Source organism: Halopseudomonas nanhaiensis, from assembly GCF_020025155.1.
Lineage (GTDB): Bacteria > Pseudomonadota > Gammaproteobacteria > Pseudomonadales > Pseudomonadaceae > Halopseudomonas > Halopseudomonas nanhaiensis.
In genome coordinates this window covers 3007181-3020108 of sequence record NZ_CP073751.1, presented here as the reverse complement: position 1 = coordinate 3020108, position 12928 = coordinate 3007181, and the positions used below count along the sequence as shown (strand labels likewise).

At 61.6% G+C, this 12928-nt stretch carries 15 protein-coding genes; 3 read left to right on the top strand and 12 right to left on the bottom strand.

The window, feature by feature from the left end:
• The first annotated feature begins 28 nt into the window (after nt 1-28).
• Together KEM63_RS13775 and KEM63_RS13770 are read left to right on the top strand one after the other, a co-directional pair.
• A complete protein-coding gene (locus KEM63_RS13775; protein WP_223652592.1) occupies nt 29-337 on the top strand; it encodes a hypothetical protein in 309 nt (102 codons plus the stop codon).
• Nucleotides 338-644: 307 nt separating this feature from the next.
• Nucleotides 645-2450, top strand: a complete 1806-nt coding sequence (locus KEM63_RS13770; RefSeq protein WP_223652591.1) for a phenylacyl-CoA dehydrogenase — start codon at nt 645-647, stop codon at nt 2448-2450.
• Between the two features lie 63 nt (nt 2451-2513).
• Here the strand turns inward: KEM63_RS13770 and egtB are convergent, their stop codons facing one another.
• The 3 genes from egtB to yjgA all read right to left on the bottom strand — a co-directional run bounded on the left by egtB (nt 2514) and on the right by yjgA (nt 5342).
• Complete coding sequence (gene egtB / locus KEM63_RS13765; protein WP_223652590.1) at nt 2514-3725, bottom strand: ergothioneine biosynthesis protein EgtB; 1212 nt, start codon at nt 3723-3725, stop codon at nt 2514-2516.
• The gene (gene egtD / locus KEM63_RS13760) at nt 3722-4705 is read right to left on the bottom strand and encodes an L-histidine N(alpha)-methyltransferase (RefSeq protein ID WP_223652589.1); all 984 of its coding nucleotides are present in this window, start codon (nt 4703-4705) and stop codon (nt 3722-3724) included. The genes egtB and egtD overlap by 4 nt, the downstream gene beginning before the upstream one ends.
• A gap of 118 nt (nt 4706-4823) precedes the next feature.
• Nucleotides 4824-5342 (bottom strand): ribosome biogenesis factor YjgA, encoded by a 519-nt coding sequence (yjgA, locus tag KEM63_RS13755; RefSeq protein WP_223652588.1) that lies wholly within the window; start codon nt 5340-5342, stop codon nt 4824-4826.
• A 97-nt stretch (nt 5343-5439) separates the two neighbouring features.
• Between yjgA and pmbA the strand changes: the two genes are divergently transcribed.
• The gene (pmbA, locus tag KEM63_RS13750) at nt 5440-6792 is read left to right on the top strand and encodes a metalloprotease PmbA (RefSeq protein ID WP_223652587.1); all 1353 of its coding nucleotides are present in this window, start codon (nt 5440-5442) and stop codon (nt 6790-6792) included.
• Nucleotides 6793-7005: 213 nt separating this feature from the next.
• Here pmbA and KEM63_RS13745 read toward each other — a convergent pair whose 3' ends face one another.
• The 9 genes from KEM63_RS13745 to KEM63_RS13705 all read right to left on the bottom strand — a co-directional run bounded on the left by KEM63_RS13745 (nt 7006) and on the right by KEM63_RS13705 (nt 12924).
• Complete coding sequence (locus KEM63_RS13745; protein ID WP_223652585.1) at nt 7006-7278, bottom strand: HPr family phosphocarrier protein; 273 nt, start codon at nt 7276-7278, stop codon at nt 7006-7008.
• A gap of 2 nt (nt 7279-7280) precedes the next feature.
• On the bottom strand, nt 7281-8135 hold the full coding sequence (rapZ, locus tag KEM63_RS13740; RefSeq protein WP_223652583.1) for an RNase adapter RapZ: 855 nt from the start codon (nt 8133-8135) through the stop codon (nt 7281-7283).
• A gap of 2 nt (nt 8136-8137) precedes the next feature.
• Entirely contained in the window at nt 8138-8593 is a 456-nt protein-coding gene (ptsN, locus tag KEM63_RS13735) for a PTS IIA-like nitrogen regulatory protein PtsN (protein WP_223652582.1), read from the bottom strand.
• Nucleotides 8594-8614: 21 nt separating this feature from the next.
• Entirely contained in the window at nt 8615-8923 is a 309-nt protein-coding gene (gene hpf / locus KEM63_RS13730) for a ribosome hibernation promoting factor (RefSeq protein ID WP_223652580.1), read from the bottom strand.
• A gap of 79 nt (nt 8924-9002) precedes the next feature.
• Nucleotides 9003-10502: an RNA polymerase factor sigma-54 gene (locus tag KEM63_RS13725; protein WP_223652579.1), complete on the bottom strand. Its 1500-nt coding sequence runs from the start codon at nt 10500-10502 to the stop codon at nt 9003-9005.
• 87 nt (nt 10503-10589) lie between these two features.
• A complete protein-coding gene (gene lptB / locus KEM63_RS13720) occupies nt 10590-11315 on the bottom strand; it encodes an LPS export ABC transporter ATP-binding protein (RefSeq protein ID WP_223652578.1) in 726 nt (241 codons plus the stop codon).
• The gene (lptA, locus tag KEM63_RS13715; RefSeq protein WP_223652577.1) at nt 11308-11838 is read right to left on the bottom strand and encodes a lipopolysaccharide transport periplasmic protein LptA; all 531 of its coding nucleotides are present in this window, start codon (nt 11836-11838) and stop codon (nt 11308-11310) included. The genes lptB and lptA overlap by 8 nt, the downstream gene beginning before the upstream one ends.
• Nucleotides 11825-12406, bottom strand: a complete 582-nt coding sequence (gene lptC, locus KEM63_RS13710) for an LPS export ABC transporter periplasmic protein LptC (RefSeq protein ID WP_223652576.1) — start codon at nt 12404-12406, stop codon at nt 11825-11827. The genes lptA and lptC overlap by 14 nt, the downstream gene beginning before the upstream one ends.
• Nucleotides 12403-12924, bottom strand: a complete 522-nt coding sequence (locus tag KEM63_RS13705) for a KdsC family phosphatase (protein ID WP_423747866.1) — start codon at nt 12922-12924, stop codon at nt 12403-12405. The genes lptC and KEM63_RS13705 overlap by 4 nt, the downstream gene beginning before the upstream one ends.
• Between the last annotated feature and the right edge of the window lie 4 nt (nt 12925-12928).

The window sequence follows — 12928 nt, the reverse complement described above, 5'->3', positions numbered from 1 at the left end:
TGGATCGATCACTACCGAGGCAAGCACCATGGCTACTCTTGATCTGATGTCTTCAGGGCTGAACAGCGTTCGCCAGGGGCAGTATCGCGCCAACACCGCTGCTGCTGAAATCGCCCGTGCCGGGGTGCCGACAGATCCGGCTGCCAAATCATCGGTACCGGTTCAGCCGGCGACCGGGCAGGCCGCGTCGTCGACCCAGGTCGACAGCAACCGCCCGGTCAATCTCGTCGACAGTCTGGTGGCGCTGCAGCAGAGCCGCCAGGAAGTCGAGGCAGGCGCCGCGGTGATCGATACCGCTGATGAAGTGCTGGGCACGCTGCTCGACGTCAACGCCTGATCAACCGCCCCGCTCCGGTGGGGCAACTTCCTCTTTCTCTCAACTGTTTCCAACCGTTTCCTCGCCGGCGTCACGCCGCGCAAGCGTGACCTCTCAGCCGTCCCTTGTTGCCAGCCTCTTCACTGCTCCCGTGCCCAGACCGGGTGGGATTACCTGCGTTTGCATTATGACGAGTCATTCATCGGGGGCTTGACATTCCGGCGTCGCAAACGTAAGTTTCAAACGTCTGTTTGAATCCGCTGCGCCGCAGCAAACCGTGTAGCCGCCGGCTGCATTGAGAACCCCTGATTAGTTGAGGTCGAGCACCATGCCAGACTACAAGGCCCCTTTGCGTGACATCCGTTTCGTACGTGACGAAGTTCTTGGCTACGAAGAGCACTACAAGAGCCTGCCAGGCTGCGAAGACGCCACTCCAGACATGGTCAACGCCATCCTGGAAGAGGGTGCCAAGTTCTGCGAGCAGGTCATCGCTCCGCTTAACCGCGTAGGCGACATCGAGGGCTGTACCTGGTCACCCGAGGGCGTCAAGACGCCTACCGGTTTCAAGGAAGCCTACAAACAGTTCGTCGAAGGCGGCTGGCCGAGCATGACTCACAGCCCCGATCACGGCGGTCAGGGTCTGCCCGAGTCGCTGGGTCTGGCCGTAAGCGAGATGGTTGGCCAGGCCAACTGGTCGTTCGGGATGTACCCCGGCCTGTCGCACGGTTGCATGAACACCATCGAAGCGCACGGGACCGACGAGCAGAAGCACGCCTTCCTGCCCAAGCTGGTCTCCGGCGAGTGGACCGGCACCATGTGTCTGACCGAGCCGCATTGCGGTACCGATCTGGGCATGCTGCGCACCAAGGCCGAGCCTCAGGCTGACGGCAGTTACAAGGTCTCCGGCACCAAGATCTTCATCTCTTCCGGCGAACACGACATGTCGGAGAACATCGTCCACATCGTTCTGGCACGCCTGCCCGACGCCCCGGCCGGTACCAAGGGTATTTCCCTGTTCATCGTTCCCAAGTTCCTGGTGGATGCCGATGGCAACAAGGGTGAACGCAATACCGTCAACTGTGGTTCGCTCGAGCACAAGATGGGCATTCACGGTAACGCTACCTGCGTGATGAACTTCGACGGTGCCACCGGCTTCCTGATCGGACCGCCGAACAAGGGCCTGAACTGCATGTTCACGTTCATGAACACTGCCCGTCTGGGTACCGCGTTGCAGGGCCTGGCGCATGCTGAAGTCGGCTTCCAGGGCGGCATCAAGTATGCTCGCGAGCGTCTGCAGATGCGCGCGCTGACCGGCCCCAAGGCTCCGGACAAGCCGGCCGATCCGATCATCGTTCACCCTGACGTCCGTCGCATGCTGCTGACCATGAAGGCCTTCGCCGAAGGTAGCCGCGCTATGGTGTACTTCACCGCCAAGCAGGTCGACATCGTCAGCCGCAGCGAGAACGAAGAAGAGCGCAAGCAGGCTGACGCGCTGCTGGCCTTCCTGACACCGATCGCCAAGGCATTCATGACCGAAGTCGGTTTCGAATCTGCCAACCACGGTGTTCAGATTTACGGTGGCCACGGCTTTATCGCCGAGTGGGGCATGGAGCAGAACGTGCGCGATGCGCGTATTTCCATGCTGTACGAAGGGACCACCGGTATCCAGGCACTCGACCTGCTGGGCCGCAAGGTTCTGATGAGCCAGGGCGAAGCACTCAAAGGCTTCACCAGGATCGTCCACAAGTTCTGCCAGGCCAACGAAGGCAACGAGGCTGTCAAGGAGCTCGTTGGACCGCTGGCGCAGCTGAACAAGGAGTGGGGCGAGCTGACCATGAAGATCGGTATGGCAGCGATGAAGGATCGCGAGATGGTCGGCGCGGCTGCTGTCGATTACTGCATGTACTCAGGTTATGCCTGCCTGGCGTACTTCTGGGCGGACATGGCTCGCGTGGCTGGCGAGAAGCTGGCTGCCGGCACGGAAGACAAGGCGTTCTACGAGGCCAAGCTGCAGACCGCGCGTTTCTACTTCCAGCGCATCCTGCCGCGTACCCGTATGCACGTCGACGCCATCCTTTCGGGTGCTGACAACCTGATGTCGATGGACGAGGAGCACTTCGCGCTGGGCTATTGATCCTTCGCAGGTGTGACTGAAAAAGCCGCCCCGGGCAACCGTGGCGGCTTTTTTCATGCCCGGTCACAGCCCCCTTGCCAGGCGCAGCCCATTGAATTGCCAGCGAGCATCAGCCGGGAAGAAATTACGATACGTCACCCTGGCATGGCCCGCCGGCGTCGCCAGCGAGCTACCCCTGAGTACCATCTGATTGATCATGAACTTGCCGTTGTACTCGCCTACGGCGCCGGCCGCAGGCTGGTAGCCCGGGTAGGGCAGGTAGGCGCTATTGGTCCACTGCCAGACCTCGTCGAACAGCCCGCTCAGAGGCAACTGGCTGGTCGCAGCGCACTCCCATTCTGCTTCGGTCGGCAGCCGCGCTCCGGCCCAGCGCGCATAGGCCTCTGCTTCGTAGTAACTCAGGTGAGTCACGGGGGCGTCGTGATTGATCGCCTGTTCACCGTGCAGGGTGAAGCTGTACCACCCCCCATCACGGTAACGCCAGTAAAGCGGAGCCTGCCAGCCCAGGCTGCAGACCTTGTCCCAGCCTTCCGACAGCCAGAGCTCGGGGCGGTTGTAGCCACCTTCTGCCATGAATGCGAGGTAGTCGCCGTTGCTCACGTTGCGCGTTTGAATGTCGAACGGGTCGATCCAGACGCGATGCCGCGGTAACTCGTTATCGAAGCAGAAGGCATCTGCGCTGTGGCCGATCTCCACCAGCCCGCCGTCGCAGCGGACAAACTGGCTGCCCTGCTCGCAGCCGGCCTGAGTGGTCTGGTCGGCGGACGTCCGTCGCCAGGCCGGCCACAACGGATTGCAGGAAAAATGATGTTTCTGGTCGGTGAGAATCAGCTCCTGATGCTGCTGCTCGTGATTGAGGCCCAGTTCCACCAGTGCCAGTAGCGATTCGCTCATGGTCCGCCCGGCAAGGGCGGTGTGCATCCGTTGATCAACGTAGTCACGATAGCTCAGCACCTCGCTCAGCGAGGGCCTGGAGATCAGGCCGCGCTCAGCCCGTTGATGACGCTCCCCTACGCCAACGTAGTAGGAGTTGAACAGGACCTTGAAGGCAGGATCGAATGGCTCTGGTGGCTGTTCCAGCGCAGAGAGAATGAAGGTTTCGAAGAACCAGGTAGTGTGCGCCAGGTGCCATTTGGTCGGACTGGCATCGATCATCGACTGCAGCTGGCAGTCTTCCTCGCTGAGCCCCTCCACCAGTGATCGGGTATAGGTGCGAACCTCGTCATATCGCGCGGCAAGCACATCGGATTGAAGCTGCGGATCATGTACGCTCATCGGCCGGGCTCCGCCAGGAATACGCCGAACCACTGTCGCGGATCTGTCCAGACCTGATAACGCTCGAATCCGGCCTCCTTGAGCATGGCGCCGAAGCCGTCGATGGTGTACTTGTGGGAGTACTCGGTCAGCACGTGCTCGCCCTCGGTGAAGCGTCGAGTCGCTTCGTCTGCGAACCGCACCGACTGCTCCCGATCAACCACCAGCTGCATCTCGATACGTTGCTGCTCGGCATCGAACACCGCGCGGTGGCGGAAGCGCTCCGGGTCGAAATCGGCATTCAGTTCGCGGTTGACCACTTCCAGCACATGCAGGTTGAAGGCGGCGGTAACGCCCTGAGCGTCATCGTAGGCCGCTTCCAGGATGTCGCGGTTCTTGACCAGATCGACGCCGATCAGCAGCCGGCCGTCCTGCCCGCAATGATGACGGATGCTGCGCAGGAAGCGTAGTGCGTGGGGGCGGTCGAAGTTGCCGATCGAGGAGCCGGGATAAAAGAACACGGGTGGCGCATCGGGGCGCTCGCTGATCAGCGTGTGAATATCCATCGCCTGCGTGAAATCGCTGACCACCCCAACGCAATCGATGCCCGGATAGCGCGATGCCACGCCAGTCAGTGAACTTTGCAGGAAGTCCCCGGCGATATCGACGCCGACCAGTCTCGTTGGCGCCACATGCTCGAGCCAGCGGGCCGACTTGGCGCAATCGCCGCAGCCCAGATCGATCCATTGAGCCGCATCAGGCAGCGCAGCGGCGATCTCGGCACGGCAGTTGTCGAAAATCGACGCTTCGGTACGGGTGGGGTAGTACTCATCGAGCTCACAGATCCGGGTAAACAACTCACACCCCAGATCATCGTAGAAATACTTCGGGTCAATGCGCGCCTGGGGCGAGAGCAGGCCGGAAAGAAGCTGGGCCTTCTCCATCGAGAGATTGGTTTCGATGGTATTTTCAATGCGTGGCACTGGCATGGCTATGTTCACGGCAACCTCGGTATCAAGCTTTTTGATTGAAGCTAGCACCGGGTCGCCGCTTTAGCCAATTGACGAAGCGATTGAATTGGATAGCGAAATGAGATCAGGCGAGGCCTGCCTCCGGGCCTTACAGAGATTCTTCGACCACCTCGCGGATCAGCTTGAACAGCTTGCGTGAGGCCGCTGGCGGCTTGTTCTCCGTCGCTTCCTTCTTCGCCTGACGCACGAGTTGGCGGATGGTCTGTCGGTCAGCAGCAGGATAGGCCGCGACGAAGGCGTCCTGCTCGGCCGGGTCCCCGGTCAGCAGACGATCGCGCCAGCGTTCGAGCTGATGGAAATGTTGCGCGTGCGCCTGGCTGCTGCTGTCGAGCCGGTCGAGATAGGCCTGGATCGCCTCGATATCCTGGTCACGCATCAGCTTGCCAACGAAGCTCAGATGACGCTTGAGCGCACCCCGCGCGGTGTGACGATGGGCTTCTGCCAGAGCGCTGCGCAGCTTGTCCGTGAGATCCAGCTTCGCCAGCTGGTCGGGCTTGAGCTCGGTGAGACGCCGACCCAGCTCCTGCAGCGCGTGCATTTCCCGCTTGATCTGCGATTTGCTGGGCAGCTCCTCTTCGGAGGTCTGCTCATCGTGAAAATCTGTCATGCCGGTGCACCGCCTCTCGCTGATTCTTCAGGCAGGCATGATACCCGTTCACACCACGGCTGTCCGGAGTACAATGTCCGACAGCAAAGGAGACCCCATGACCGATAAGCCCACCCGTCTGAACGATCCGCAAGCGATGCAACGCGACCTGGAACAACGTGTTGCCTTCATTCTCGAGTCCGCAGGCAGGCAGGGTGCGACGGCCTGTGAAGTCGTCGTCAGTCAGAATACCGGGCTGTCCGTCGGCGTCCGTCAGGGCGAGGTGGAAACAGTTGAGTTCAACCGCGATCAGGGCTTTGGCATCACGCTCTACCTTGGTCAGCGCAAGGGCACGGTGTCTACATCGGATACGTCCGATGCTGCAATCAGCTCATCCATCGAGGCGGCATTGGCGATTGCCCGGCACGCCTCGGAGGATCCGTATGCGGGACTGGCAGATGCCGAGCTGATGGCAAGCAGCTTTCCCGCGCTCGACCTGTACCATCCCTGGGGCCAGCCGGCCGATGCACTGATCGAGCGCGCACTGGAGTGCGAAGCGGCCGCGCTTGCGGTTGATCAGCGGCTGGTCAGTGACGGTGCGAATGTCAGCACGCAGGAAGGCTGTCGCGTGTACGGCAACAGCCATGGCTTCATCGGCAGCTCCATCGGAACCCGCCATAGTGCGTCGGCGGTGATGATCGTGTCGTCCGAACAGGGCATGCAACGCGATTACTGGTACGGCGTCGACCGCGTACCCGCTTCGCTCCAGGACCCTGACGCACTCGGCCGCAAGGCAGCAGAGCGCACCCTGGCCCGGCTTGGCGCAGGTCCTATCAAGACGGCGAAGGTTCCCGTGTTGTTTGCGGCCGATCAGGCAGCAGGCCTGCTCGGTTCCCTGATCGGGGCAATCTCCGGCGGCGCGGTCTACCGCAAATCGACCTTTCTGCTTGATGCGCTCGGCCAGCCGGTGTTCCCGGACTGGGTGAATATCGATGAGCGTCCGCACCTGCCACGTGCGCTGGGCAGTTCCGCGTTCGACGGCGACGGGCTTGCCACCAGGCCCCAGCATTTCGTTGAAGGCGGCGTACTGCAGAGCTGGGTTCTGAGCACCTATTCCGGTCGCAAGCTTGATCTGCCCAGTACAGGCAATGCCGGGGGCGTGAACAACCTGCATATGTCCAGCAACACCGGTGGGCTCGCCGAGCTGCTGGAAGAAATGGGCACCGGGCTGCTGGTGACCGAGATGATGGGGCAGGGCGTAAACGGCGTGACGGGCGACTACTCTCGCGGTGCCGGCGGCTTCTGGGTTGAGGGCGGCCAGATACGGCACCCGGTCAAGGAGGTCACCATCGCTGGCAATCTGCGCGACATGTTCCGGCAGCTACGCTGCGTCGGCTCCGACGTCGAGCGTCGAGGCAACTACCTGACCGGGAGCTGGCTGGTCGATGGGATGACTGTAGGCGGCGCTTAGCGCCCCCTACAGTCAGCGGCAAGCGGCAAGCGGCAAGCGGCAAGCGGCAAGCTACAAGCTACAAGCTACAAGCTACAAGCTGGGCGCGGTTGACTGCCTGATAAGCAAGCAGGGTTGTGGCCGTCGTTTGAGCCGGATCTGGCACAGAAGAGCTTTCCTCCGGCACTTTTCGCTTGAAGCTTGCGGCTTGCGGCTTGCGGCTTGCCGCTGGGGTCACTCCCCCTCCTCGAAATAATCATCGATCAGCGCACAGAGCTCGGCCATCGCCTCATCGGCCTGCGGGCCTTCGCAACGAAGGCATACGTCACTGCCCTTGGCGGCGGCGAGCATCATCACCTGCATGATGCTTTTGCCGTTGACCAGGCTGTGCTCGGTGGTGCCGATTTCCACCGTGCAGTCGTAGCGGTTGGCGACACCGACGAATTTTGCTGCGGCGCGGGCGTGCAGTCCCAGCTTGTTGATGATCTGGATACGTCTGGTTGGCATGGTCAGGGCAGGTCGCGGTGGCGGATCAGGAGGTTGGCGGTATTAGCGCTCAGTTCCTTGAGCAATCGCTCGGCCAGGTACACCGAACGGTGGTGCCCCCCGGTACAGCCTATGGAAATAGTGGTGTAACTGCGCTCGCTCGCGGCGTAGCGGGGCAGCCATTTTTCCAGAAACTGGCGGATGTCCTGGTACATCTCCTCAACTTCGGGTTCGGCGCCGAGGTAATCACGGATCTCCTTGTCCTTCCCGCAGAACGGTCGCAGATCCTTCTTCCAGTACGGGTTGGGCAGACAGCGCACATCGAATACCAGATCGGAGTCCACCGGGACGCCGCGCTTGAAGCCGAACGACTGAATCAACACGGACGGCTTGTGCGCCTCGGCGCCCAGCAGACGTTGCTTGAGGACGTCGCGCAACTGATAGAGCGTGAGGTGGCTGGTGTCGACCTTCAGGTTGGCCAGATCGATGATCGGCTCGAGCAGGCGCATTTCCTCGGCAATCGCTTCGGCCAGCGAATGATGCTCGTCGGTCAGGGGATGCTTGCGTCGAGTTTCGGAAAAGCGCTTGATGAGTACATCGTCGGTGGCGGCGAGAAACAGTACGTCACACTGCGTGCCGGTTTCGCGGACCTTGCGCAGTAGTGCCGGAAAGCGCGCCAGGTCACTGGGCAGGTTGCGCGCATCGATGCTGATCGCCACCTTCGGCAGACGCAGGTCGGTCTGGTTCGCCTGCCTGGCCAGCTCGGGCAGCAGCCCGGCCGGCAGGTTGTCGATGCAGTAGAAGCCATTGTCTTCCAGCATGTGTAGCGCGGTGCTCTTGCCCGACCCCGAGCGACCGCTCACCACCACCAGGCGCATGCTCAGTTATCGCCCGCGCCGATCATCGCCTGATAAAGCGACTGGGAATCCGGGGCGGCACGAAGCGACTCGCGCACGCTCTGCTGATCGAGCTTCTCGGCCAGCATCTTGAGAATCTGCAAATGCTGCTCGGTTGCCTGTTGCGGCACCAGCAGGACGAAGATGAGATCCACCGGCTCGCCGTCGAGGGCGTCGAAATCGATCTTGCTCTCAAGCTGCAGCAGCGCGCCGAGGGCGCGATCGCAGCCCTCCAGCCGACTATGCGGAATGGCGATACCATTGCCGAAGCCGGTCGAGCCGAGCCGCTCGCGGGCGATCAGGTTTTCGTAAATGGCGTCGGGATCGAGATTGGTGTGCTGGGCGATCAGTTTGCCGATCTGCTCCAGCACACGTTTTTTGGAGCCCCCCTGCACACCGGCAAAGGTGCGCTCGGGGGTAAGGATATGGTCTATTTGCATGGGTCTTCGGCGTATGCAGCCTTAACGATCGTTGGCGCCTTGAAGGCGGTTGATGTTCTTTTCCTTGTGCTTGATCAGCTGACGGTCCAGTTTGTCGGTGAGCAAATCGATAGCTGCGTACATGTCGGTAGCCTCTGCGTTGGCGACCACTTCGCCGCCTGCCACATGGAGAATCGCCTCTGCCTTCTGCCGTACCTTTTCGACTTCCAGAATGACCTGCACGTTGGTGATCTTGTCGAAGTGTCGCTCGAGCCGTGACATCTTTTCCGTAACGTAATCGCGCAGTGCGTCGGTGATGTCTAGTTGATGACCGCTGATGTTCAATTGCATACGGCTTCTCCTGATTGGCTTGATAGAGCAGGGTGACGCTGACTGTCACCCGATGGTGCCACCTGTGAATCCCGGCTGGTCACACCAACCGCTTGCGCTCGCTCGAGGGCGCGATATTGAGCGACTCGCGATACTTGGCAATCGTTCTGCGGGCTACCGATATCCCTTGTTCTTCCAGTAAACCAGCGATCTTGCTGTCGCTCAATGGTTTCTTCGGGTTTTCTGCGGCGACCAGTTTCTTGATCAGCGCACGGATGGCGGTGGAGGAGAATTCCCCGCCTTCGGTGGTGCCAACGTGGCTCGAGAAAAAGTACTTGAGTTCGAATATGCCGCGCGGGGTGTGCATGTATTTCTGCGTCGTCACCCGCGAAATGGTCGACTCATGCATGCCCACCGCTTCGGCGATGTCATGCAGCACCAGCGGCTTCATTGCTTCCTCGCCATGCTCGAGAAAGCCGCGCTGATGTTCGACGATCTGCGTCGCCACCTTCATCAGCGTTTCGTTCCGGCTCTGCAGGCTCTTGATGAACCAGCGCGCTTCCTGCAGATGGTTGCGCAGGTAGGTGTTGTCTTCGCTACTGTCGGCACGGCGCACCATCGAGGCGTAGTGGGTGTTCACCCGCACCTTGGGCACCGACTCCTGGTTCAGCTCGACGATCCAGCGATTGGTATCACGCCGGACGATGACATCGGGAATCACGTACTCGGCATCGCCTGAGGCGATTTCCGATCCGGGACGGGGGTTCAGCGTCTGGATCAACGCTACCGCGTCGCGCAGTTGATCTTCCTTGAGCTTGCTGCGGCGCATCAGCTGCGCGAAATCGCGATTGCCGAGCAGCTCCAGGTGATCTTTCACCACGCGGGTGGCCTGCTCCAGCATGGGCGTGCCGGCGGGCATTTGTCGGAGCTGCAACAGCAGGCATTCACGCAGATCACGCGCGCCCACGCCGACCGGTTCGAACTGCTGGATGCGATGCAGCACCATCTCGACCTCGTCGAGCTCGACCTCGAGCTCAGGATCGAGCGAGTCGAGAATGTCCTGCAGCGACTCGTGCAGATAGCCGTCGGGGTTGATGCCGTCAATGAGCGCCAGGGCGATCTGGTAGTCGGTTTCGGAGAGCGGGATGAGATTCAGCTGCCATTCCAGGTGACTCTGCAGCGTCTCGCCGGTACCGGTGCGAGCAGTGAAATCCCAATCCTCGTCGTCGTTGCTGGGCAAGGAACTGGCGGAGGTCTGGTAGACGTCCTCCCACTGGGTGTCGACTGGCAACTCGCTGGGAATCTGCTCGTTCCAGTTGCCTTCTTCACCCTGACCGTGCTGCTCGATGGAGTCGAGCTCGACGGGTTCGGGGATGGTCACCGCGGGGGCGTCGTCGCTGTCAGGCGAAGTGTCCGGTGCGCTGGGACCGTAGTCGTCGTCGCCGTCGTCTGCCATTTCCAGCATGGGATTGGCTTCCAGTGCCTCCTGAACTTCCTGCTGGAGGTCGAGGCTGGAGAGCTGTAGCAGTCGGATGGCTTGCTGCAGCTGCGGCGTCATCGTCAGCTGCTGCCCCATCTTGAGGACGAGCGATGGTTTCATTATGCGGTGAAGTACCCTGTGCGCTGGTTGTTACCCTGCTCGGGCATATGGCCCAATGCCTCTAGCATGCCTGAATCGCTCGGGCAGTTACAGGCGGAAGGCATGACCGAGATAGACATCACGGACTGTCTGGTTCGAGAGTACGGTCTCTGCATTGCCTTCCGCAATGATGTGACCGTCGTTGACGATGTAGGCCTTGTCGCAGATATCCAGGGTTTCGCGCACGTTGTGGTCGGTAATCAGCACGCCGATGCCCTTGTCGCGCAGGTGCTGAATGATCTGTTTGATATCGTTCACCGAAATCGGGTCGACACCGGCGAAGGGTTCGTCGAGCAGAATGAACTGCGGCTCGGTGGCCAGCGCCCGTGCGATTTCCGCGCGACGGCGCTCGCCTCCGGACAGACTCATGCCGAGGCTGTCCTTCAGATGATGAATGTGGAATTCGCGCAGCAGCGACTCGAGCTTGCCTTCGCGCCCCTTGGCGTTCAGGTCCTTGCGCGTCTCGAGGATCGCCATGATGTTCTGGCCAACGGTGAGCTTGCGAAAGATCGAGGCTTCCTGCGGCAGATAGCCGATGCCCTGCCTCGCGCGGCCATGCATGGGCAGCTTGGTCACATCCGTATCGTTGATCAGGATGTTGCCCTCGTCGGCCTTCACCAGGCCGACGATCATGTAGAAGCACGTAGTCTTGCCGGCGCCGTTGGGCCCGAGCAGGCCGACGACTTCGCCGCTGTGGATCGCCACAGAGACATCGCGCACCACCTTGCGTGCCTTGTAGGCCTTGGCCAGATGACGGGCTTCAAGCTTACTCATTGGCTGCGGGCTCGTTGCGGCGACGCGGCTGGATGACCATCTCGATACGCTGCTTGCTGCCGCCCTGGGCCGAGCCCGTGCGGCCGGCGTCGACGACCTGACGGGCTATGTCATAGCTGACGTAGTCGCCCTGAAAGGTGTTGCCGTCCTGGTCCAGATGCGCATTGTCGATCATCACTACCTTTTCGTCGGCGGCATGATATTCGATGGTCTGGCCGCGACCGTTGACCGGCGTCTGGCCCGGCTGGGGCGTCTGCACGAACGTGGCCGGGCTGCCCTTGCTGACGACCGTACGAACGGCGCCGTCGGCGTCGGTGGTCAGTGTCACCTCCCGTCCGGTGAGGCGCATGCTGCCCTGGGTGATGATCACATCGCCGGTGTACACCGCCACGTTGCGGCGCTCATCCAGCCTGGCTGTGTCGGCCTGTATGCGAATCGGCTGTTCGCTGTCTTCGGGCAGCGCCGCCACCGGCAGGCTGGCTCCGATAATCGCGGCAGCGAGTATGGCTTTAACGCACCTCATGTTCGCCTCTTACGTTGGACAGCAGCGTCATGGTGCCGTCATTGAACTGTACCTGCATGCCGACTCCGGTCGTCACGCCATTGGCCGCTTCGATTCTAACCGCTTGGTCGGTCTCGGCATAATCGCGCTGCGGAAAGACGTCCAGCAGCGATGTGGTGAGCCGTGTCAGGGCCCGGTCCGGCAGTTTCTGTTGCAGCTCGACCTCGTCGGTCAGGCGCACCCGATCACCGCCCTGGTCGGCCTGCCCGTAGCGGCTGCGCAATTCCCAGGGCTGGGTTTCGCCTTCGCGGAAGAACACCAGGAAGGGCTCATCGAGGAGCGTACTTTCGTCGCTGGACAGATGCGTGGCGCGCTCGGTCGTCAGTTGATACGACACGCTGCCCTGTGCATTCAACTGGCGTATGCGCGCATTCTCCATGAAGAAATCCGGCTGCCGAGGGTCGATTACCAGCGGGTCGGGCTGGAAGCTGGCCGGCCGGATGTTCCAGTAACCCATCGCCAGCGCGGCCAGCACGCCGGTGCCGACGACGATCGCCAGTACCACGTAGCGCGGCAGCTTGAACGTCACAGGTACGCCGCCCGGGCCGCGTCGAGGGTGCCCTGCGCGCGCATGATCAGCTCACAGAACTCCCGCGCGGCGCCCTGGCCGCCGGCCGCCAGCGTAATGCCGTGGGCATGCTCCCGGACGAAGCTGTCGGCGGTTGCCACGGCCACGCCCAGCCCGACTCGGCGCATGACCGGCAGGTCGGGAAGGTCGTCGCCCAGAAACGCGATCTCGTCCATGCCGACCGGGACCAGCTTGCGCAGCTCCTCGAGCGCGTTGAGCTTGTCTTCGCGACCCTGGATCAGGTGGGGAATGCCCAGATTGGCCGCACGATTCTCCACCAGTGGTGACTTGCGACCGCTGATGATCGCCACTTCCACTCCCGAGGCGCGGAGCATCTTGATGCCATGCCCGTCCAGCGTACTGAACGACTTGAATTCGGTTCCGTCGGGCATGAAGTAGAGCCGACCGTCGGTCAGCACACCATCAACGTCGAATATGGCCAGGCGGATGCGCCGGGCGCGCTCGATGAGCGTATCCATGTCG

Excerpts from the sequence above, each read along its gene's own strand:
- KEM63_RS13775 (WP_223652592.1), top strand. The coding sequence starts at position 29 with ATGGCTACTCTTGATCTGATGTCTTCAGGGCTGAACAGCGTTCGCCAG.
- KEM63_RS13770 (WP_223652591.1), top strand. The coding sequence starts at position 645 with ATGCCAGACTACAAGGCCCCTTTGCGTGACATCCGTTTCGTACGTGAC.
- egtB (WP_223652590.1), bottom strand. The coding sequence starts at position 3,725 with ATGAGCGTACATGATCCGCAGCTTCAATCCGATGTGCTTGCCGCGCGA.
- yjgA (WP_223652588.1), bottom strand. The coding sequence starts at position 5,342 with ATGACAGATTTTCACGATGAGCAGACCTCCGAAGAGGAGCTGCCCAGC.
- pmbA (WP_223652587.1), top strand. The coding sequence starts at position 5,440 with ATGACCGATAAGCCCACCCGTCTGAACGATCCGCAAGCGATGCAACGC.
- KEM63_RS13745 (WP_223652585.1), bottom strand. The coding sequence starts at position 7,278 with ATGCCAACCAGACGTATCCAGATCATCAACAAGCTGGGACTGCACGCC.
- rapZ (WP_223652583.1), bottom strand. The coding sequence starts at position 8,135 with ATGCGCCTGGTGGTGGTGAGCGGTCGCTCGGGGTCGGGCAAGAGCACC.
- ptsN (WP_223652582.1), bottom strand. The coding sequence starts at position 8,593 with ATGCAAATAGACCATATCCTTACCCCCGAGCGCACCTTTGCCGGTGTG.
- hpf (WP_223652580.1), bottom strand. The coding sequence starts at position 8,923 with ATGCAATTGAACATCAGCGGTCATCAACTAGACATCACCGACGCACTG.
- KEM63_RS13725 (WP_223652579.1), bottom strand. The coding sequence starts at position 10,502 with ATGAAACCATCGCTCGTCCTCAAGATGGGGCAGCAGCTGACGATGACG.
- lptB (WP_223652578.1), bottom strand. The coding sequence starts at position 11,315 with ATGAGTAAGCTTGAAGCCCGTCATCTGGCCAAGGCCTACAAGGCACGC.
- lptA (WP_223652577.1), bottom strand. The coding sequence starts at position 11,838 with ATGAGGTGCGTTAAAGCCATACTCGCTGCCGCGATTATCGGAGCCAGC.
- KEM63_RS13705 (WP_423747866.1), bottom strand. The coding sequence starts at position 12,924 with ATGGATACGCTCATCGAGCGCGCCCGGCGCATCCGCCTGGCCATATTC.